18 protein-coding genes are annotated in these 20,945 nt (G+C 65.7%); 7 read left to right on the top strand and 11 right to left on the bottom strand.

Annotated features, from left to right (window positions below; genetic code table 11):
- Positions 1 to 2: 2 nt before the first annotated feature.
- From GJV18_RS02325 to GJV18_RS02305, 5 genes are all read right to left on the bottom strand, one after another.
- Positions 3 to 677 carry a hypothetical protein gene (locus GJV18_RS02325; RefSeq protein ID WP_160343112.1) on the bottom strand — a complete coding sequence of 225 codons (675 nt, stop codon included), beginning with the start codon at positions 675 to 677 and terminating at the stop codon, positions 3 to 5.
- 119 nt (positions 678 to 796) lie between these two features.
- A complete protein-coding gene (locus GJV18_RS02320) occupies positions 797 to 1,495 on the bottom strand; it encodes a substrate-binding periplasmic protein (protein ID WP_160343111.1) in 699 nt (232 codons plus the stop codon).
- An 80-nt stretch (positions 1,496 to 1,575) separates the two neighbouring features.
- On the bottom strand, positions 1,576 to 2,832 hold the full coding sequence (locus GJV18_RS02315; protein WP_160343110.1) for an MFS transporter: 1,257 nt from the start codon (positions 2,830 to 2,832) through the stop codon (positions 1,576 to 1,578).
- 142 nt (positions 2,833 to 2,974) lie between these two features.
- Entirely contained in the window at positions 2,975 to 3,967 is a 993-nt protein-coding gene (locus GJV18_RS02310; protein WP_233280062.1) for an MBL fold metallo-hydrolase, read from the bottom strand.
- Between the two features lie 96 nt (positions 3,968 to 4,063).
- The gene (locus GJV18_RS02305; protein WP_160343109.1) at positions 4,064 to 6,940 is read right to left on the bottom strand and encodes a putative bifunctional diguanylate cyclase/phosphodiesterase; all 2,877 of its coding nucleotides are present in this window, start codon (positions 6,938 to 6,940) and stop codon (positions 4,064 to 4,066) included.
- A 267-nt stretch (positions 6,941 to 7,207) separates the two neighbouring features.
- On the opposite strand from GJV18_RS02305, the gene uvrD reads away from it, so the two are divergent.
- From uvrD to GJV18_RS02290, 3 genes are all read left to right on the top strand, one after another.
- Positions 7,208 to 9,412, top strand: a complete 2,205-nt coding sequence (gene uvrD / locus GJV18_RS02300) for a DNA helicase II (RefSeq protein ID WP_160343108.1) — start codon at positions 7,208 to 7,210, stop codon at positions 9,410 to 9,412.
- A gap of 163 nt (positions 9,413 to 9,575) precedes the next feature.
- Complete coding sequence (locus tag GJV18_RS02295) at positions 9,576 to 10,667, top strand: TRAP transporter substrate-binding protein (protein WP_160343107.1); 1,092 nt, start codon at positions 9,576 to 9,578, stop codon at positions 10,665 to 10,667.
- A 172-nt stretch (positions 10,668 to 10,839) separates the two neighbouring features.
- A complete protein-coding gene (locus GJV18_RS02290) occupies positions 10,840 to 11,418 on the top strand; it encodes a TetR/AcrR family transcriptional regulator (RefSeq protein ID WP_160343106.1) in 579 nt (192 codons plus the stop codon).
- A 35-nt stretch (positions 11,419 to 11,453) separates the two neighbouring features.
- Here the strand turns inward: GJV18_RS02290 and GJV18_RS02285 are convergent, their stop codons facing one another.
- Positions 11,454 to 12,875 (bottom strand): GGDEF domain-containing protein, encoded by a 1,422-nt coding sequence (locus GJV18_RS02285; protein ID WP_233280107.1) that lies wholly within the window; start codon positions 12,873 to 12,875, stop codon positions 11,454 to 11,456.
- A gap of 217 nt (positions 12,876 to 13,092) precedes the next feature.
- On the opposite strand from GJV18_RS02285, the gene GJV18_RS02280 reads away from it, so the two are divergent.
- Entirely contained in the window at positions 13,093 to 13,461 is a 369-nt protein-coding gene (locus tag GJV18_RS02280) for a VOC family protein (protein ID WP_160343104.1), read from the top strand.
- Between the two features lie 6 nt (positions 13,462 to 13,467).
- Positions 13,468 to 13,899: a hypothetical protein gene (locus GJV18_RS02275; protein WP_160343103.1), complete on the top strand. Its 432-nt coding sequence runs from the start codon at positions 13,468 to 13,470 to the stop codon at positions 13,897 to 13,899.
- Here the strand turns inward: GJV18_RS02275 and GJV18_RS02270 are convergent, their stop codons facing one another.
- A complete protein-coding gene (locus tag GJV18_RS02270; protein ID WP_160343102.1) occupies positions 13,900 to 14,457 on the bottom strand; it encodes a hypothetical protein in 558 nt (185 codons plus the stop codon). It lies immediately after the preceding gene.
- A gap of 132 nt (positions 14,458 to 14,589) precedes the next feature.
- On the opposite strand from GJV18_RS02270, the gene GJV18_RS02265 reads away from it, so the two are divergent.
- A complete protein-coding gene (locus tag GJV18_RS02265; protein ID WP_160343101.1) occupies positions 14,590 to 15,000 on the top strand; it encodes an SMI1/KNR4 family protein in 411 nt (136 codons plus the stop codon).
- A 299-nt stretch (positions 15,001 to 15,299) separates the two neighbouring features.
- Here the strand turns inward: GJV18_RS02265 and GJV18_RS02260 are convergent, their stop codons facing one another.
- The 4 genes from GJV18_RS02260 to GJV18_RS02245 all read right to left on the bottom strand — a co-directional run bounded on the left by GJV18_RS02260 (position 15,300) and on the right by GJV18_RS02245 (position 19,305).
- Positions 15,300 to 15,992 carry a sensor histidine kinase gene (locus tag GJV18_RS02260; protein ID WP_160343100.1) on the bottom strand — a complete coding sequence of 231 codons (693 nt, stop codon included), beginning with the start codon at positions 15,990 to 15,992 and terminating at the stop codon, positions 15,300 to 15,302.
- A complete protein-coding gene (locus tag GJV18_RS02255) occupies positions 15,989 to 17,593 on the bottom strand; it encodes a tetratricopeptide repeat-containing response regulator (RefSeq protein WP_160343099.1) in 1,605 nt (534 codons plus the stop codon). The genes GJV18_RS02260 and GJV18_RS02255 overlap by 4 nt, the downstream gene beginning before the upstream one ends.
- A gap of 84 nt (positions 17,594 to 17,677) precedes the next feature.
- Entirely contained in the window at positions 17,678 to 18,325 is a 648-nt protein-coding gene (locus tag GJV18_RS02250) for a GntR family transcriptional regulator (protein WP_160343098.1), read from the bottom strand.
- A gap of 206 nt (positions 18,326 to 18,531) precedes the next feature.
- On the bottom strand, positions 18,532 to 19,305 hold the full coding sequence (locus GJV18_RS02245) for an SDR family NAD(P)-dependent oxidoreductase (RefSeq protein ID WP_160343097.1): 774 nt from the start codon (positions 19,303 to 19,305) through the stop codon (positions 18,532 to 18,534).
- Positions 19,306 to 19,429: 124 nt separating this feature from the next.
- On the opposite strand from GJV18_RS02245, the gene GJV18_RS02240 reads away from it, so the two are divergent.
- Positions 19,430 to 20,821 carry an aspartate aminotransferase family protein gene (locus tag GJV18_RS02240; protein ID WP_160343096.1) on the top strand — a complete coding sequence of 464 codons (1,392 nt, stop codon included), beginning with the start codon at positions 19,430 to 19,432 and terminating at the stop codon, positions 20,819 to 20,821.
- The last annotated feature ends 124 nt before the right edge of the window (positions 20,822 to 20,945 follow it).

Below are 20,945 nucleotides of genomic sequence, written 5' to 3'. Positions count from 1 at the left end.
CCCTACGCCAGCTGCGCCTCGAACGCCTGCAGCACCGCCTCCGGCAGCTGCTGGCGCAAGCCCTCACCGCTGACCAGCAGCAACAGCGGCAGCAGGTGGCGCAGGGTACTGGGCTGCAGGCCGGCGCAGACGTCGGCCTGGCGTGCCAGAGGCAGGCCACCCAACACCTGGGCGGCGACGGTGAGGTTGCGGTCGGCGGCGGCCGCTTCGGTCAGCTTGCACAGGTAGCCGGTGGAAAAGCTGCGCAGGCTGTCGCTGATCAGCGGCATGTCGACGATATGCCGGGCGATCTGCAGCACATGCCGGGCATCGTTGATGCCGTAGATCAGCACGCGAATCTGCTTGGCCGACAGGCACTCGGCATAGCGCGCGGCGGTGGCGAAGGCGCCGTCGGCGCAGAGCTGACGGGCCACCTCCAGGTGCAGGCTGTCCGGCAGGCTGAGGTAGGTGTCGAGGATCAGCCGCGGGTCGAGATGGCGGGTCACCTGGGCGGCGAAGGCCACCGGCATGGCCAGGATCAGTTCGCGCAGCTGTCCGGCCGGCATATGCGGTGCGAGCTGCGCGGCTTTTTCCGGCCCCAGCTGCTGCACCAGGCTCAACTTGACCGCCAGCGGCGCCATGGCCTGGGAGGCCAGCAGCAGGCGCAGGCCGACACTCAGGTTCGCGGGTTTGGGCATTGCAACCTCCATCGCTCTGATCCAGACGCAAGCATTGCCCCTGGCGCTCGGCAAGACAGCCATCTTTGATTGGGTTGCAACAGCGGCCCGCGTCTGGGACTAGGAAGGGAGGAAACAGCTCAGTTGCTGTAGCGGTAGATGATCGGCTCAAACAGGCCGCTGGCATGGCCCTGGGCCAGGCACTGATTGAAGCGCTGGAGAAACCAGCCCATCTTCAGGCTCTTGGCGATACCCAGGTACTTGCTGTCGGTCTTGAACGGCACCGGCAGCGTACTGAAGGCCGCGCCCTGCAGAGTCGGGTTGCCCTCGGCCAGTGTGCGCACATCCACGCTGGAGCCGAGCAGGATGGCATCGATGCGCTTGCGTTCCAGCATGGCCAGGCCATTGCGCACGTCGTTGAAGCCGACGATGGTCAGGCGGCCATCGGCCACCGCCTGGTCGAAGGCGGTGCCGTAACTGGTGCCGATGCTGACTCCCACCAGCCTGTCACGCAGATCATCGAGGGTCTGGTAGGCAAACTCACGCCCCTGCTTGACCAGCAGCACGATGCGCTCGGTAAAGATCGGCTCGGAAAAGTCGAACAGCGCCTCGCGCTCCTGACTCCTGGACAGACCGATCACCCCACCGCCGCCACGCTCGGCATGGGTATAGGCGCGCATCCAGGGCAGCAGTTTGATCTGATAGGGCAGTTGCATCTCATCCAGGCAGTAGCGCGTGATCTCCACCACGATGCCCTTGGCCTGGCCGTTTTCCTCGTAGTACTTGGGGAAGCCATCGTAGGCCCCATAGACCATAAAGGTGTCGGCGCGGACAGGCATTCCAGCCAGGACCAGCAGCCCCAGAAGCAGGCGCAACAGCCGTGTAGCGCACATGAAAAGACCTCAGGCGAGGTGACAGGTCAGTTCACTCTAGCAGGCTGGCGCCCGTAGCGCCGGAAGTACAGCAGCACCAGCGGCAGCGCCAGCAGGCCCAGCAGGCCAGCCCAGGTAAACAGCCCGGCAAAGCCCAGTTGCTGGGCCAACCAGCCGCTGGACGCCCCCACCAGGCCGGCCAGCAGCAGTTGCACACTGGCCTGCAGGGTGAAGTCGGCGCCCTCGTGCTCGGCGCGGCACTGACGCATCATCGCCGCAAACAGCGCCACGGTGGACAGGCCATCGGCGATTTGCTCGAACAGGCTGACGCCATACACCAGCCCGACCTGAGCCCCCTGGCCCACCAGCAGGGCCATGGCGGCGATGCCAATGGCCTGCAGCAGCCCGCCCAGCAGCAGCGCGCGCAGGGCGCCGAGGCGCGCATAAAGCAGACCACCCAACAGGGCGCCGCCGATACCGGCCAGGCTGCTGAGCAGGGTCAGCTGGCCCAGGGCCGCATTGCTCCAGGCCTGGTCCACCAGCATCGGCTTGATCATCGGCGAGCCCAGGGCATCGCCCAGCTTGAATGCCAGCAGCACCGCCAGCCACAGGCCCATGCCCGGCTGCAGCAGCAAGCCGCGGTAATGCCGCAGGAGCAATCCGGGGCCGGCGGGTTCGGCCAGAGCCGGCTGGAACGGCAGGCGACGGCGCTCGTCGAAACGGGCGATGGGCAGGGTCATCAGCACCAGCAATCCGGCCACTAGGCCCAGGCTCAGGGCCCAGCCCAGCTGGTCGACAAACAGCAGCAGGCCGCTGCCGCTGACCAGCATGCCGATCTTGTAGCCGCCCACCTGCAGGCTGTTCCCCAGGCCGCGCCAGCGCTCCGGCAGCAGGCGCACGGTGAGGCCATCGGTGGCGATGTCCTGGGTGGCGGCGGCCAGGTTGATCAGCAGCAATAGCCCCAGCAGCAGCCACAGGCCGCTGCCGAACAGCCACTGCGGGCCGAGCAGGGCCAGGCCGGCGAGGATGCCGATCACCGTCAGCTGCAGCGGCAAGATCCAGCCGCGGTGATGGCCCAGACGCCTGGAGGCCATGCGGTCGATCCAGGGCGCCCACAGGGCCTTGAGCAGCCAGGGTAGGGCCAGCAGCTTGAGCAGGCCGATCAGCGCCAGGTCGACACCGTGCTGGCGCAGCAGCACCGGCAGGGAGTGGGCCAGCAACCCGGAAGGCAGGCCCTGGGCGCAGTAGAGCGAAGCCAGCAGGATCAGGGTGGCGTTGGCCGGACGGCGATCGACGGGCGACATGCAGAGCTCTCGCGGCAGATTAGGCGGCGACAGTAGCGGCTCAGGCCAACGCAGGACAAGCCTGAGTGCACGTCTCAGGATCGGTGCGCACGGCGCACCCTACGGAGCGCCGCGAGCTATAGAGGGAGCCCGGCCGACGCTGTCAGCGCGCCGGGGGCGGCAGCGGCAGAAAGGCGAAGGGCACCGGCAGCTTAAGCTGGCCATCGGCGGGCAGGTGTTCGCGGGTGAGCGCGACCATGGCGCGGATATTCTGCAGGCGCAGGCCCTGGGGCTGGTGCGGGTCGTTGCCGAAGAAGTCTTCCCAGTGGCCGAGCACCGCCAGGCGCGGCTGCAGGCGCTGCAGCAGTACCCGGGGATAGGCCGCAGCCTGGTTCCAGGCACCGACGCAGAGTACCGCCACATCCACCCGCTTGCTGTCCGGCAACTGCGGCGGCAGGCCCAGGGGCGGGCTGCTGGCGGCGTCCTGGTAATGGATGCGATAGACCGGCTGGCCCTGTTCGTCGAGCAGGTCCACCAGCCAGGCCAGGGTCTGGCCCTCGCGCCAGCCGAAGGTGCTACGCGGCAGTTCAGTCAGGTCCTGGTCATAGCGGCCGGTAAGCAGCTTGATGCCGAACAGGTGCGGCGCGTGCTCGCTCTCGATGGCCATGGCGCGGATGCGCCGCTGGGGCGAATGGAACCACTGCCCAGGCTCGGCGCCCCGGGCCATGGCCGCCTCGGCATCGACGATGCGCGAACGCGGGATCACGGCGGCGAGGATATGGCCCATGGTCTTGGAGCCATAGACCCGCGCCTCGGGGCTGTGGGTCTGGAGGATATGCGGCACATCCAGCAGGTGGTCGTAGTGGGCGTGGCCCACCAGCAGCATGCTGACATCGGCGGCCGGCGGCATCAGGCGGTCGATCCTGGCCGTGTCGGCCTCTACCCGCAGCGGCGGCTGGCCGAGGCTGGCGGGGTTGCTGAAGGACGGCGCAAACAGCAGCGCCTCACCTTGCCAGCGCAGCAGATAACCGCCCACCCCCAGGTATTGCAGGCTGGGCGGCGCCTGTTCGGCACTGCGCCAGAGCGGCAGATCCGCGGGGTTTTGCGCGCAACCGGCAAGCAACAACAGGGCAGCCAGAACCAGGGGGCGCAGCATGGGCAGACTCCGAGAGCAAAGCGCCCAGCCTAGGCCGGGGGTCGCGACGGGTCACCCAACTTAGGGCCGGTCATGCCCCCCCCATAAGCGGCCGCGCTACTGCGCATGCTCGCGCAGCAGCAGGGCGAACTGCTCGGCCGGCACCGGTTTGCTGATCAGGTAGCCCTGCAGCTCGTCGCACTGCTGGCTCTTGAGAAAGTCCATCTGCTCCTGGGTTTCCACGCCCTCGGCCACCACCTTGAGTTCCAGGCTGTGGGCCATGGCGATAATGGCGCGGGTGATGGCGGCGTCCTCGCTGCCCGGCGACAGGTCGCGGATAAAGGTCTGGTCGATCTTCACGTAGTCCACCGGGAAGCGCTTGAGGTAGCTCAGCGAGGAATAGCCGGTGCCGAAGTCGTCGATCGCCAGCTTGACCCCCAGGTTGCGCAGCTGGTGGAAGGTGGCAATCACGCTCTCGACATTGTCCAGCAGCTGGCTTTCGGTCAGCTCCAGCTCCAGGAACTGTGGTGCCAGGCCGGTCTCATCCAGCACCAGGCGCACCAGGCTGACCAGATTGCCCTGGCGCAGCTGATGCACCGAGAGGTTCACCGACACGCGGATCTGCGCCAGGCCCTGCAGCTGCCAGGCACGGGCCTGCTGGCAGGCCTGGCGCAGGACGAATTCGCCGATGGGGGCGATCAGCCCGGTTTCCTCGGCCAGGGCGATAAAGTCGCTGGGCGGCACCAGGCCCAGTTGCGGGTGGCGCCAGCGCACCAGGGCCTCGGCGGCGCCCAGGCGATCATCGGCCAGGCACAGCTTGGGCTGGTAGAACACCTCCAGCTGGCCCTCGTCGATGGCCTTGCGCAGCTGGTTTTCCAGCTGCAGGCGCTCCAGGGTGCAGGCCTGCAGGTTGTCGGTGAAGAACTGGAAGGTGTTGCCGCCCAGGTGCTTGGCGTGCTGCATGGCCATGTTCGCCTGGCTGACCAGGGCCGAGACTTCCCGGGCATTGTCCGGCAGCAGGCTGATGCCGACCGAGGCCGACACCACCAGCTCGTGGCCGCCCACGGTCATGGGCACGCGCAGCTTGGTCAGCAGGCGGCTGGCAAGCCGCGCCAGGCTGGACAGGCTGCCGTAGGAATCGAGGAGGATGGCGAATTCGTCGCCGGACAGGCGGGCCAGGGTGTCGGCCTCGGGCACCGCCTGGGTCAGACGCCGGCTGGTCTGGCGCAGCAGCTGGTCGGCCACCTCATGACCAAGGCTGTCGTTGAGCAGCTTGAAGCGGTCCAGGTTGACGTGCAGCAGGGCGATGCTGCGCCCACTCTGGCGGGCGCGCTGGCCGGCCTCGTGCAGGCGCTCCTTGAACAGGGTGCGGTTGGCCAGGCCGGTCAGCTCGTCGTAATGGGACAGGTAGCGCAGGCGCTCCTCGGCCTCGCGGCGCGACGACAGGTCGGCGAAGAAGCCGACGATATGGCTGACCCGGCCCTGGTTGTCGCGCACCACATTGAGTTGCAGCCACTGCGGGTACAGCTCGCCGTTCTTGCGCGTCTCGATCAGTTCGCCCTGCCAGCTGCCACGGCTTTCCAGCTCCAGGCGGATCAGCTGGTACTGACGGCGGCTCTCGCGGCTGCTCATCAGCACCGCCACGTTCTTGCCGACCACTTCTTCGCGGCTGTAGCCGGTGACCAGGGTGAAGGCCTGGTTGATCGCCAGCAGGCGGTAATGGGGGTCGAGAATGACGATGCCTTCGCTGGCCGCCTCGAACACCGTGGCCGACAGCCGCTGCTGCTCCTCCTGCACCTTGCGCTCGCTGATATTGCGCCGCGTGCCAAGCATGCGCAGCACGCGGCCATCAGGGCCCCACTCCACGGCGCGGCCGCGGTCCTCGATCCACACCCAGCGGCCATCGGCGTGCTTGATGCGGTATTCCACCTGGTAGCCGTCGCTGCGTCCCTTCATGTGTTCGACCAGGGCGCGGCGCAGCACCGGCAGATCATCCGGGTGCAGGCGCGGCTTGAGGTCGCGCAGCATCACCTGCACCGACTCGGGCGCCAGGCCGAAGATCTCCTTGAGCCGGGAATGGTGCACCTCGTCGCTTTCCAGGTTCCAGTCCCACAGGCCCAGTTCGCTGGCCTCGATAGCCAGGGCCAGGCGCGCCTGGCTCTTGCTCAGGGCATGGCTGGCGGCGTCCAGCTCCAGGGTGCGCTCGGCCACGCGCATTTCCAGCTCATCATGGGTCTGGCGCAATTCACGCTCAGCCCGGCGACGCTGTTCCACCTCCCGCGCCAGCTCGTCGTTCAGGCCATCGGCCTGCTGCTTGGCCAGCTGCAGGTTGCTGATCAGCGCCTGATTCTGAAAACGCTGCAGCAGGCTGCGCTGCACCAGGCGATTGACCTGCCAGGCCACCACCAGCAACGACGCCAGCAGAATCAGGCCGAGCAGGCCCCAGCCGCGCTGCAGGCTGTTGCCTTCCAGCAGCAGGTAGGCCACGGTGGGCAGCAGACAAGGCAGGGCGAAACTCAGAAAGGCCGCCAGGCTGACCGCATAGGCCACGCTGGCAGAGAGAATGGCCGCCGCAATCAGGCCGTAGACCACCACCTGCAGATGAAACACATCGGCCGGCACCAGCCAGATGGCGGCAAAGGCCAGGGTCAGCCCCGAGGCGCCGGCCCCCAGGAGAAAGCGCTGGCGCCAGCGCGGCTCGGCCTGCCGGGCGGGCGTGGTCTGGTTGAAGGCACGCACCTGCACCAGGCGCAGGCCGCCGAGCAGCCCCAGCCAGACCAGCCAGCCGGACAGCAGGCCATGGGCCTGGGAATCCCACAGCAACAGGGCACAGGCCACACCATTGAGCAGGGTAAAGAGAGTCGGCACCAATGAGCCCTGATAGAGCAAACGGGTGCGCTCGGCGGCAATGTCCGTGGCGAACTGCTGCATGATCTGCCGGGGCGATTCCGGCAGGTCCGCACTGGCCACGGTGGATGAAGTGGATGCGGTCACAGGCGATTTTCTTGTAATGGTTGCCTTGGCGTACCGGAGGTCTCTACAGCCAGGCGCAAAAAACGCCTCCGGGACACACGCGTCGGCGCAGCATACCCGAGCTAGACGCATCGCCCAAGATCCCCTGGCGGCCATTTGCCAGCCTGATACCCCTACTTTCGATCAGCGCCCGAGCCGCAACAGCCCCTTGCGGGGTGCCGACCGCTGATCGGCTGACATCGGTCGTGCTGGTTTGCCCTGCCCGGTCCCGCCCCATAGAATGCGGCGATGCAAAATGATCCCGAACTTCTCCTCGCTTCCCTCAACGATGCCCAGGTCCAGGCCGTGGCCGCTCCGCTCGGCCGGCAACTGGTACTGGCCGGCGCCGGCTCGGGCAAGACCCGCGTGCTGGTGCACCGTATTGCCTGGCTGATCCAGATCGAAAAGGCCTCGCCCCACAGCATTCTGTCGGTGACCTTTACCAACAAGGCCGCCGCCGAGATGCGCGCGCGCATCGAACAGATGCTCGGCATCAATCCGGCCGGCATGTGGGTCGGCACCTTCCACGGCCTGGCCCATCGCCTGCTGCGCGCGCACTGGCAGGAAGCGGGGCTGGCGGAGAACTTCCAGATCCTCGATTCCGACGACCAGCAACGCCTGATCAAGCGGGTGATCCGCGAGCTGGGCCTGGACGAGCAGCGCTGGCCGGCCAAGCAGGCCCAGTGGTTTATCAACGGGCAGAAGGACGAAGGCCTGCGCCCGCAGCATATCCAGGCCGGTGGTGACCTGTTCCTGGCCACCATGCTGAGCATCTACCAAGCCTACGAGGCGGCTTGCGCCCGCGCAGGCGTCATCGACTTCTCCGAGTTGCTGCTGCGCGCCCTCGACCTGTGGCGCGACAAGCCGGGCCTGCTGGAACATTACCAGCGGCGCTTCCGGCATATCCTGGTGGACGAGTTCCAGGACACCAACGCCGTGCAATACGCCTGGCTGCGGATGCTCGCCAAAGGCGGCGACAGCCTGATGGTGGTGGGCGACGACGACCAGTCGATCTACGGCTGGCGCGGCGCGCGGATCGAGAATATCCAGCAGTTCTCCGATGATTTCGCCGGCGCCCAGGTGATCCGCCTGGAGCAGAACTATCGCTCCAGCGCCGGCATCCTCAAGGCCGCCAATGCGCTGATCGCCAACAACCAGGGCCGTTTGGGCAAGGAGCTGTGGACCGAGGACGGCGACGGCGAGCCGATCAGCCTGTACTCGGCGTTCAACGAGCACGACGAAGCGCGCTATGTGGTGGAGTCCATCGAGGATGCCCTGCGCAAGGACGGCCTCAAGCGCAGCGAAATTGCCATCCTCTACCGCTCCAACGCCCAGTCGCGGGTGCTCGAAGAAGCCCTGCTGCGCGAGAAGATCCCCTATCGCATCTATGGCGGTCAGCGCTTCTTCGAACGCGCCGAAATCAAGAATGCCATGGCCTACCTGCGCCTGCTCGATGGGCGCGGCAACGATGCAGCCCTGGAGCGCATCATCAATGTGCCGGCCCGCGGCATCGGCGAGAAGAGCGTCGAAGCCATCCGCGAATACGCCCGTGGCCATGATGTCTCCATGTGGGAGGCGATCCGCCTGATGGTCGCCGCCAAGGCCCTGCCGGCCCGCGCCTCGGGCGCCCTGGCCGGCTTTATCGAGCTGATCGAGAACCTCGCCGCCAAGGTGCTGAGCATGCCCCTGCACCTGATGACCCAGACGGTGATCGAGCAGAGCGGGCTGATCGCCTATCACAAGGCCGAGAAAGGCGAGAAAGCCCAGGCGCGCATCGAAAACCTGGAAGAACTGGTCAGCGCCGCCCGCGCCTTCGAGAACGATGAGGACGAGGAGCTGACCCCGCTGCAGGCCTTCCTCAGCCACGCCTCCCTGGAAGCCGGCGACACCCAGGCGGCGGAGAACGAAGACAGCATCCAGCTGATGACCCTGCACAGCGCCAAGGGCCTGGAGTTCCCCCTGGTGTTTCTGGTGGGCATGGAAGAAGGCCTGTTCCCGCACAAGATGAGCCTGGAAGAACCCGGCCGCCTGGAAGAGGAACGCCGCCTGGCCTATGTCGGCATCACCCGGGCCATGCGCAAGCTGATGATCACCTACGCGGAAACCCGCCGCCTGTACGGCAGCGAGACCTACAACAAGGTGTCGCGCTTTGTCCGCGAAATACCGCCGCAGCTGATCCAGGAAGTGCGCCTGAGCAACAGCGTCAGCCGGCCGTTTGGCGCAGTCAGCCGCAACCTGGGCAACAGCAGCATGGGCGGTGAGAGTCTGTTCGCCGGCAGCGCCGTGCCGGACACCGGCTTCAGCCTGGGCCAGCGCGTGCAACACTCACTGTTCGGTGAGGGCACCATCCTCAACTTCGAAGGCGCCGGCGCCCAGGCGCGGGTGCAGGTGAATTTCGAGAGCGAAGGCAGCAAGTGGCTGATGCTGAGCTATGCCAAGCTGCAGGCGCTGTAACAGCTGGCCGTAGCGCTTATGTTTAGTGGCAAGGCCTGGACCTTGTAGGGTGGATGACGCTTCGCCCATCCACCGACTGCGATGGTGGATGAGAAAACGTCAGCCACCCTACCCCTGATTGCATTCAGCTACACGCTCAACTTTCCAACAACAAGGAGCCTCCATGATCCGCCGCCCTCTGCTGCTCGCCAGCGCCCTGCTCGCCGCCCTCGGCCTGAGCGGTTGCAAGGAAGAACCTGCCGCACCGCAGGCAGCAGCAACGCCTGCCGCCGAAAGCTTCCAGTGGAAGATGGTCACCGCCTGGCCGAAGAACTACCCGGGCCTGGGCACCGCCGCCGAGCGCCTGGCCGAGCGGGTCAAGACCATGAGCAATGGCCGCCTGAGCATCAAGGTGTATGCCGGCGGCGAGCTGGTGCCGCCGCTGGAGGTGTTCGACGCAGTGTCGCGCGGCACCGCCGAGCTGGGTCATGGCGCCGCCTATTACTGGAAGGGCAAGGTGCCGGCGGCGCAGTTCTTCACCGCCGTGCCGTTCGGCCTGTCCACCAGCGAAATGAATGCCTGGCTGAGCAAGGGTGGCGGTCAGGCGCTGTGGGACGAGGCCTATGCCCCCTATGGCGTAAAACCCCTGGTGGTGGGCAATACCGGCATGCAGATGGGCGGCTGGTACAACAAGGAAATCAACGCCCTGGATGACCTCAAGGGCCTGAAGATCCGCATGCCCGGCCTGGGCGGCGAGGTGCTGAGCAGGCTCGGCGCCACCACCGTCAACCTGCCCGGTGGCGAGGTGTTCACCGCCCTGCAGACCAACGCCATCGACGCCACCGACTGGGTCAGCCCCTACAACGACCTGGCCTTCGGCCTGCACAAGGCGGCCAAGTTCTACTACTACCCGGGGTGGCAGGAACCCCAGGCGGTGCTGGAACTGCTGATCAACCAGAAGGCTCTGGACAGCCTGCCGGCCGACCTGCAGGCGATCCTTACCGAGGCCGCCCGTGCCGCCAGCCAGGACATGCTCGACGACTACGTCTACCACAACGCCCTGGCCCTGGCTGAGCTGAAGCAGCAGGGCACCCTGCTCAAGCGCTTCCCCGACGAAGTGCTGGCCGCCATGCAGCATGAAAGCACCCTGGTGCTCGGTGAACTGGCCGCCCAGAGCGAGCTGAACGGGCGCATCTGGGCCTCGATGCAGGCCTTCCAGGCTCAGGTCAGCCAGATGCACCAGGTCTCGGAAAAAGAGCTGTACGACTGGCGCTAAGCACTCGTAGGGTGGATGGCGCTTTATCCATCCACCATCGCCCCGGTGGATCGGTACAGCGTGATCCACCCTACAGGCTACAAGCCACCCACAACGGAAGCCTCGGCTTCCGTTGGTCGTTTCCGGCCCAGCCCCGCAAATCACCGGCCATACTCGATAGCGAGGTAAGCCGATGAAACCCACACCTGTCTGCGCCGCACAGATACTCGATAGCGCCCTCAAGCTGGCCGACGTCTGCGGCTGGGAGCGCCTGCACCTGTTCGATGTGGCCGCCGACCTGGGCGTCGGTCTGGATGCCATCGCCCAGCATTACCGGGAAAAGGATCAGCTAGTGGAAGCCTGGTTCGACCGCGCCGACCTGGCCATGCTGAGCCGCGGCCAGGCACCCGATCTGCTGCCCCTGGAAGCTGGCCAACGTCTGGAAGAACTGCTGCTGGCCTGGCTCGACAGCCTGGCGACACACCGCTCAGTCACCGGACAGATGCTGCTGTACAAGCTGGAACCCGGGCATATCCACCTGCAGATCGGCGGCATCCTGCGCATCAGTCGCACCGTGCAGTGGTGGCGCGAGGCCGCCCGGCGGGAAACCCTGCACCTGTCGCGCATCGTCGAGGAAAGCCTGCTGACCGGCGTCTACCTGCGCTGCTTTGTGCACTGGCTGCGTCACCCCGAACAGGACCCCGCCGAGTTCCGCGCCCTGCTGCGCAGCCAGCTGCGCTGCGGGCCGCTGCTGTACCTGCTCAAGCAATAGCAGGCCGAACACCGCCGCTGTTGCACAGCGGCCATTCAGGCCGCCGGCAAGACCTCATCGGCCAACATCACGCAATTGCGCCCGCCATGTTTGGCCCGGTACAGCTGGGCATCGGCCGCTTCCAGCAGGTCCTCGGCACTCTGCGGGCCTCCGCGATAACCCACCACCCCACTGCTGACGGTAATGGCGATCTGCTCGCCATCGATCGCCAGGGGCTTGGCAGCCAGGGCCAGGCGGATACGCTCCAGGGCCTGGGCCGCCTCTTCGGCACTGGCCTCGGGAAAGAGAATGGCGAACTCCTCGCCCCCGACCCGCGCCACACTGTCGATATCGCGCACATGCTGCTGCATCAGCACGGCCAGTTGCACCAGCACGCCGTCACCCACCCCATGGCCATATTGATCGTTGACCACCTTGAAGTGATCCAGATCGAGCAACGCCAGGGCGCAGGGCCTGTGGGTACGCAGCACGCGCTGGTGCTCGGCAGCCAGCAGCGGAGTAAAGGCACGGCGATTGAGCAGACCGGTCAGCGGATCGTGCAGGGCTTCACTCTGCCAGTGGGCACGGGAGCTGTCGGCCAGCTGCAGCTGGCGGTAGTACAGGCCCAGGCACAGGGTCACCAGGGCACTGGTGATGACAAAACCCAGCAACATCAGGTGCGCCTCGGCCGACTCCAGGCCGCGGAACGGCCCAGGCTGGCGCGCCGCCACCGCCATCAGCGCCAGCATGCTGAGCAGCAGCACCAGATGCAGCCCCGCCAGGCGCACCTTGACCACCAGCCAGAGCAGCACCGGCAGAATCAGATAAAGCAGGGCGCTCAGGCCATTGAACGCCAACAGGATCAGCAGCAGGTTGCCCAGGCCCAGGATCACGATCCAGCGCCATTCCTCCGCGCTCGGCCAACCCTGCTCGCGCCAGGCCTGATACAGGGGGTAAACCAACAGCACACCGAGGCTGTCGGCCAACAACAGCGCCGGCCACAGCTGCATGGCGGCCTTGCCCGATAGGTAGCCGCCCCAGAACAGATTGGCGCAGATCAGCCCGGTGCCCAGCAGGGCCGGCAACAGGCACACGTAAAAACAGAAAGCCCCCAGTTCCCGGGCCCGCTGCAGCCCCTCGGGCAGGCGACGCTGCAACAGCCAGGCCGCCAGGCCCGCGCTCAGGCTGTCGCCACAGGCGGCCAGCAGGGCATGCAGCAAGCCCTGTTGCCAGCCTGGACCACTCAGCCCCGGGTAGTTGGCCGCCAGACTGGCCAGCAGCACCAGAGGCAAGGCGCCCCAGCCATGGCGCACCAACAGCACCAGGCCAATGCCGAAAGGCAACCAGATCAGGGTCATATTGCTCGGCTGCAGGGCGAACAGCTGCATGCCCAGGCGCGCACTCAGGTAATAAAGCAGTGCCAGCAGCACGGCAGACGCCCAGGAAGGCGAACGGCCAGCGCTCAGTACAGGCGGCATCGACACCTATAATCTCCCGGCGGCCTGGCCCAGGCCCTCCGCCTGTTTTCCACCGCCCGATAAAGTTTGAGCACGCCCATCCCCTGTGCTTAGCTGCATCTCTCAGCCTAGCCCGTCACAAGCCTTGGCAAAGAGCTAGCATGTGTTAATTACGCCACGCCCGGGAGCTCAGCCCCTTGATACAGGTCATCAACGGCCTGCACTGGAGAACGAAACGATGATTGGATACTGCACGGTCGGCAGCAATGATCTGGACAAGGCCAAGGCCTTCTACGGCACCCTGCTCGCCGAACTGGGCGCCAAGCCCCTGATGGACACCGGTCGCGCCGCCTTCTACGGCCAGAGCATGGGCAAGCCGATGCTCGGTGTCTGCCTGCCCTTCGACAAGCAACCGGCCAGCGTCGGCAATGGCAACATGGTGGCCCTGCCGGCCGGCTCCCGCGAAAACGTTGACCGCCTGCATGCCATGGCCATCGCCCTCGGAGCCAGTGACGAAGGCGCGCCGGGTGAGCGCATGCCGGGCTTCTATGCCGGCTATTTTCGCGACCTGGATGGCAACAAGCTGGCCTTTTTCCATATGGGCTAAGGCGTCGTGCAAAGCCTCTACCTGGATACCGAGTTCACCTGCCTGAGCCCCGATCGCCGCCTGATCAGCCTGGCCCTGGTGACGCCCCACGGGCCGGAGTTCTATGTGGAATTGACGGACGGCTGGCGTCTCGACGACTGCAGCGACTTTGTTGTCGAGGTGGTGCTGCCGCAGCTGGACCTGTCATGCCATGGCCAGAGCCAGGAAGCGGCCAGGCGCGCGCTGCAGGCCTTTCTGGCCAATAGGGGTGACTTGGAAATCGTCAGCGATGCCCTGGCCTGGGACGGGCCCCTGCTGCTGGAGCTGCTGGGCCCTGCGGGTTTGCCGGCGAATGTGCTGGGCTGCCGCGAACAGGCGGACCTGCTCAGCGATCTGGACGAGGCGCAGATTCCTCACCACGCCCTGCTGGATGCGCGCCTGATGGCCCGCGCCGGTTGATCAGGGCTGTGCCCCGACGGCCTTGTCGCCCCAGGCCTGGATCGCCTCGCGGCGCTTGCGGCTGTTGAGCAGGGCGCGGTCCAGCGGCTCGTTGTACAGATTCAGCCAGCTGCGCGAACCCGGCAGCATATTGGCCAGATCGGCCATGCCGCTCTTCAGGCCCTGCAGCACCCGTTGAAAGTCTTCTTCCTGGGCCTGCAGCACCTGACTGACCTCGGTGATGCTGTCGGGGTTTTCGGCGCGCGCGAACAGGCCGGTCAGTTGATTGGCCTGCTGACTGGCAAACAGGTCCTCCTGATGCTTGAGCGCCTCCTGCTGGGTGGCCAGCTGCGCCCGCAGCTTCACCACCTGCTGCTCCAGCGCCGCGATACGCGGTTCGTCACCGGCACTGAGCAGGGCGTAGAAGTTAAAGCCCACCGAGAGCAGCATCAGGCTGCCCAGTACCCCGGCCAGGGCCAGGATAAACAGGCGGTTACGCCGCCCTGCGGCTGTCAGCAGCTGCAGGCGCTCGTCCTCGCTGGGCGGGCTGTCGGAGTCCTTCGGAGCAGTACTGGACATAATCGAACCGTTTTCTGGCGTGTGAAAAATGGCGCCTTATACCCAGCACAATAGCACTGTGCCTGCTTTTTGCCCGCCGCCAGCTAGGGTATAAGACGCCCCCATCATCCACTGCATACGCGAGGCCGCCCAATGGAAGAAGTCATCGAACAATTGCGCGAACTCAACGAACCGGTACCGGTGCCCCTGGAACTGCCGGAGGAGGAAACCCTGGTGGAAGTCCAGGAGCAGATCCTGATTCACCTCCCCTTCGCCCTGCGCGAATACCTGCTCACCGTCAGTGACGTGGTCTACGGTCGCCTGGAACCGGTCACCGCCAGCGACCCGCAATCGCACACCTACCTGCCGGAAGTCGCCGCCACCGCCTGGGACCTGGGCGTACCGCGCTACCTAGTGCCGCTGTGCGAAGACCATGGCAACTACTACGTGGTGGAAGAAGACGGCACCGTACTGCTGTGGGAAGCGGAAACCGGCGAGATCAACGAGGACGAAAGCTGGGAAAGCGTCTGGCACTGGTGCCGGGATATATGGCTGGAAAGCTGAGAACCTATACGATCTGCTGCGCGTCGGCCCTGCGGCGTTAAAAACAGGCTCGGAAAGCCGCTTGCGGCTAACGCGCCTCAGCGCGACCCGAAGGGCGAGTGAAACGAGTAATGCTCATGTACAAAAGTACACTCCGCTTGATTCGCTGCGCTCACCCTGCGGGCCAGCCGCTGGCTGTTACTACGCTGCGCTGCGTTTCTCGCCTGTTTTGACCAGCCGGAGGCTGTTAGCCCCTTGCAGGACTCTAGCTCGCGAGATCTCGAATAAATAATGAGCGACAACGCAGAAGCCCAACAACCCTACGGCAGGTAAATCCGAAACACCCCGCCACCCAGGGGCCCGCCGTTGGCCAGCTCGATGCGCCCCTGCAGGCCCTGGCGCTGGTGCAAGGCGGCGATGCGGCCGGCGAAGTACAGGCCCAGGCCGGTGCTGCCGCTGCTCTGGTTGAGGCCAAGGACGTAGCTGGACTGCTGTTCGATCATGCTCGGCGGGTAACCCTGGCCATCATCGCAGATGCTCAGCACCAGAAACTCGCCTTCCTGCCAGGCACTCACCAGCAACTGGCTGCGGGCGTAGCGGATGGAGTTATTGATGATATTGGCCACCACCGAGCCGAGCAGTTCCTGATCGAAAAAGCCCATCAAATCGAAGCTGTCCACCTCGCAGCGGGCTTCGATCTGGCGGCTTTGCAGTACCTCCTGATGGCGCGCCAGCTGGGCTTCGATAAAGTCTTCCAGCTCGTGGTAGGCCGGGTGCAGCGGCAGCTGGTTGGCCCCCAGTTTGTACAGGCCGAGCAACTGCACCAGCATGCCGTTGAGACGGGCGAATTCGTAGTCGATGATGCCCTGCTCGCGCCCCTGGCGCAGCTCGGCCGGCAGCTGCGCCTGCCACTGGGCATGGCTCTGGGTGAGCAGGGCCAGGGAGTTCTTCATATCGTGCACGGTGGAGGCGATCACCGTGGCGATATCCAGGCCGTCGGGCTGCTCGCTCATTGACCGAAGGCCTTGCGCCGCAGTTGCTGATAGCGCTCGTGGCGGGGGTCGCTGGCCGGCATCATGCGCACCGCCTCCAGGCAGGCACGGCATTCTTCCAGCAGCTCGGCAGGGGGCTTTTCACCGCCCTGACGCAGCAACGACTGGGCAGTGTTGAGGGCGATACTGATGTTCTTCGGCTGCAGGGCCAGGGCCTGACGGAACAGCTTGAGGGCCTCGTCGAACTGCTTCTGCTGGTAGCAGCGCACGCCCTGGCGATTGAGCTCCACCGCCTCCTTGCCGCCACTGAGAATGCCGGCGTCGCTGGTCTGCTTGGCCACGCCCTGCATCACCGCCGGGTCGTCGCCATACACCTCCACACAGGTCTTCAGCAGCTGGTCGCTGGCCGCAGCCTGGCCCAGGTCACGCAGCTGGCCGGCCACCTGCAGGGCGGTGTCGGCGGCGAACAGCTCGGGCAGTTCGGCCATGGCCTTGACCGCCTCCTCGGTGAGTTTGGCGGCGCGGGCCGGGTCGCCGGACTTCTTCAGGCTGGCGGCCAGGGTCAGGCGCGAGCGCACCTGCAGGGCCGGGTCGCCGCTATAGCTCTTGTCCATTTCCCCCAGGGCCTGGTTGATCTCGACCTGCACGCGCTTGTCCAGGGTTGCGTCACCTGCCTGCTGGGTCAGGGCCTGAGCCAGACCCAGGTAGTTTTCCGGGCTCTTGAAGCGCGAGGTGCGGCCCATGTCCACGGCCTGGCGATAGGCCTTGCTGGCAATGTCGAAATCCTGGTTGTCCATGGCCAGTTTGCCCAGCTGCATCTGCCGGCGAATGGCCAGGGGCGAGAGCTTCAGCGCATCTTCCAGGGCCTGCTGGGCGCGCTGGCTGTCGCCCTGGGCCAGCAGCACGGCGGCCAGGCCGTCATACAGCGCCGGCATCATCGGGAAGGTCTGCAGGCCCTGCTCGAAGGTGGCCTGGGCGCGGCTCAGATCACCGCGCTTGTGCAGCAGCTGACCGAGCAGCACGTAGGCCCAGGGCAGCGGCCGCTCGGCCAGCACAGCGCTAAGCAGGCGCTCCAGTTCCTCATGGCGGCCCAGGTCGCGCAGGGCATTGGCCTTGTGCCGCAGACACAGCGGCGCATAGCGTTTGTCCTGACGGGCAATATCCTCGCAGGCGGCCAGCACCGCGGCGGCGTCCTGCTTGTCCAGGGCCTGGAGAATGGGCTTGAGCACCTGCTTGCGTTCCACCAGCTTGTCCAGGCGCTGAGCCAGGCTGGCGCGGTTGAAGGGCTTGGTCAGGTAGGCGTCCGGTTCGTGCTCCAGGGCGCTCAGGACCATGGCCTGGCTGCTCTCGGCGGTGACCATGACAAAGATGCACTGGTGGCTGATCAGCTTGCCGACCATCAATTCTTCCAGCACCTGCTGGCCATTCTTGCCGCTGCCCAGGTTGTAGTCGTGGAGGATGATGTCGTAGCGCTTGTTGCGGCACATCTGCAGGGTGTCTTCGCCACGGTCGGCCATGTCCACATCCTTGCCGCCCATGTCCCAGAGCATGGCCTTGACCGAGCTGCGGAAATCGGAAAAGTCGTCGACCACCAGAAAGCGCTTGTCGCTGTAATCCTGCATCGAACAGATCCTTATGCACACCGGCAAATATGCCTGAGTGTAGTTGCCCGTCAGAGGCTCGCCAGAGGTTGCTGAGCGAGGTATTCAATAATGCTCCAGCTCCAGCAGGTTAAGCAGAAACTGGCCGAAATAGCTCAGGTCCTGCTCCATGGCGGCCCGCGCCGCCTTGCCGTCGCCGGCCTGCAGCGCCTTGAAGGCCTGCTCGTGGAAGTCGTTGAGACGCAGTGACAGGTCGGCCTCGGTAAACAGGCGATTGAAGAAGGGCCCGACCTGCAGCCACAGGGACTCGATCATACGCAGCAGAATGGGGTTGGCGCAGGCGCGGTAGAGGGTCAGGTGGAACAGGCTGTTGTCGTCCAGATAAGCCTGCACCTCGCGGCGCTCCAGGGCCGCTTCCATGCGGCTAATGCAGTGACCAAGCAGCTCCAGTTCAGCGGCGCTCAGGCGCGGGGCCGCCAGCTCAACGGCCAGGCCCTCCAGACCCAGGCGCACCTGAAACAGCTGCTGGAAGCGTTCGCGGGTCATCTCCGGCACCCGCACCGAGCGCTGCGGCTCACCTTCCAGGGCACCCTCGGCGACCAGGCGCTGCAGCGCGCCACGCACCGGCATCGGGCTGGTGCCCCACTCGGCGGCCAGGTCGCGGATCTTCAGCCGCTGGCCAGGCTGGAAGCGCCCGGCCAGCAGGCCCTCGCGCAGGCGTTGATAGAGTTGTTCCTGCAGGTTCTCGGCCATGGTGTTAGCGTCCTTGCGGCGGGGCGGGCAGTTGGGAAAGGGTTAATAGGCAGTTACGCATGGAGTTCTCCAGATTTAGGATCTAAGCACCTGAACGAGCGAGCTAGAAGCTGGCAAGGCGAAAAGCGGCGAGGACGCGGAGTTTACAAGCTGTAAATGAGCAGTCCGAGCCGCTTTTCAACACCGCCAGATCGACGCACAGCCGTTCAGCAGGGGGCTTTGTTCTCGATCAGGCAATTGCCGCCATCCACGACCAGTACCTCGCCAGTGATATAGCTAGCCTCGCGCGAGGCCAGAAAGGCCACCGCCGCCGCCACTTCCTCGGGGCGCCCGGCGCGGCCGATCGGGGTGTACTCGGCGGCGTGACGCTCCTCGTCGGTGGACGAGCCGGTGGCGATCCAGCCCGGTGCCACGCTGTTGACCGTGATGCCCTGCTTGGCCACCTCCAGCGCCAGGCCCATGGACAGGCCGAGCATACCGGCCTTGGCCGCGCTGTAGGCGGCCTCGCCAGGGTTGCTGCCGCGGGTGCCGGTGGTCGAGCTGATATTGACGATGCGCCCGTAACCGCGGACGCGCATGCCCGGCAACACGGCGCGGGTCAGCAGAAAGGCGCTGGTCAGGTTGCGCGCCAGGGACAGGTTCCAGGTGGCCAGGTCCATCTCGCTGACCTCGGCAAAGGGCTCGGGGCTGCCCTGCATGGCCATGCCGGCGTTGTTCACCAGCACATCCACCCGCCCCCACTGCGCCTCGGCCCAGGTCGCCAGGGCTGCCACCTGCTGCTCATCGGTCAGGTCGGCGGCCATGGCCCGTGCTTCAATACCTTCTGCACGCAGTTCGGCGGCACGCTGTTCGATGCGCGCACTGCTGGCGCTCAGCAGCAGGCGCATGCCCTGCTGGCCGAGGCGGCGGGCGATGGCCATGCCGATACCGCTGTCACTGCCGGCCCCGCTGACCAGGGCGATTGCGCTGTCTTGCTGCATGATTCAGGACTCTTTGTGATCACAGATAAGGCTGAGACTTTACACAAAATGCCTTCCAAACACAGTATTGACAATTATGTGATCACAAATGACGATGTGCAGATATTCGAACGAGGTGTGCAACATGACTTCCAGTGGTATCAGCCCCGCCGCCGTAGAACGCTTCTTCGCCGCCGAACGCGAGCGTTTCTTGCAACGCAATCCCAAGTCCGTGGCCCTGGCCGAACGTGCGCGCCACTCGCTGTACGGTGGCGTGCCGATGCACTGGATGGCCGACTGGTCGACCCCGGTGCCGCTGTTCGTCGAGCGCGCCAAGGGTGCGCGCTTCTATGACGTCGACGGCCACGAGTACATCGACTTCTGCCTGGGCGACACCGGCACCATGTTCGGCCACTCGCCAGACCCGATCGCCAAGGCCATCGCCGAACAGGGCAACAATGGCCTGACCACCATGCTGCCGGGCGAGGACGCGGTGGTCTGCGGCGAGCTGCTGGCGGCGCGCTTCGGCCTGCCGTTCTGGCAGGTCACCGCCACGGCCACCGACTCGAACCGCTATGTGCTGCGCTGGGCCCGCGCGATTACCCAGCGCAAGACCCTGCTGGTGTTCGACGGCTGCTACCACGGCACCGTGGATGACGTGATGGTACGCTGCATCGACGGCGAAACCGTGCCGCGCAGCGGCCTGGTCGGCCAGGCCTACGACCTGACCCAGTACAGCCGCTCGATCCCGTTCAACGACGTGGCCGCGCTGGAAGCGGCGCTGGCCCAGGGCGACGTCTGCGCCCTGCTCTGTGAGCCGGCGATGACCAATATCGGCATGGTCCTGCCCGAGCCGGGCTTTATGCAGCAGTGCCGCGAACTCACGCGTAAATACGGCGCGCTTTTGATCATCGACGAGACCCACACCATCTCCACCGATATCGGCGGCTGCACCAAACTGTGGAACCTCGACCCGGACTTCTTCGTGGTCGGCAAGCCGATTGCCGGCGGCGTGCCGTGCGGTATCTTCGGCTGCAGCGCGGCGATGGCCGAAGCCATGACCGCCGCGCGCCAACGCGCCAGCGAGGGCAGCCATGGTCATGGCCACAGCGGCATGGGTACCACGCTGTCAGCCAACGCCCTGGCCATGCACTGCATGCGCGCCAATCTGGAACAGGTGATGACCCCGGCCGCCTACGCGCACATGCTGCCGCTGGCCAAGCGCCTGGCCGATGGCTTCCGTTCGCTGATCGGCAAGCACGACCTCAAGTGGTCGGTGACCGAGCTGGGTGCGCGCAGTGAGTTCCAGTTCTGCCCGGTATCACCGAAGACCGGCGCCGAGGCCGAAGCCGCGTTCCACGACGAACTGCAGATGGCCCTGCACCTGTACCTGATCAACCGCGGCATCCTGATCACGCCGTTCCACAATATGACCCTGTGCTGCCCGAGCACCACGGCGGAGGATGTGGACAAGCTGATCGCCATGCTCGACCAGGCCCTGACCGAACTGCTGGCCATTCCCGGCGCCCGAGAGTAAGGCCTGCTATTTCGTAGGGTGGATGACGCTCTTTTCATCCACCAACCCACACAACCCCGGTGGATGGATAAAGCGCCAACTACGCGCCCCGATCCACCCTACGCCACGGTGCACAGCGTGCACC

The organism is Pseudomonas xionganensis (assembly GCF_009763245.1).
GTDB classification, from domain to species: domain Bacteria; phylum Pseudomonadota; class Gammaproteobacteria; order Pseudomonadales; family Pseudomonadaceae; genus Aquipseudomonas; species Aquipseudomonas xionganensis.
Note: the sequence above shows the minus strand (reverse complement) of the source record. Positions and strands in the feature narration are given on the sequence as shown.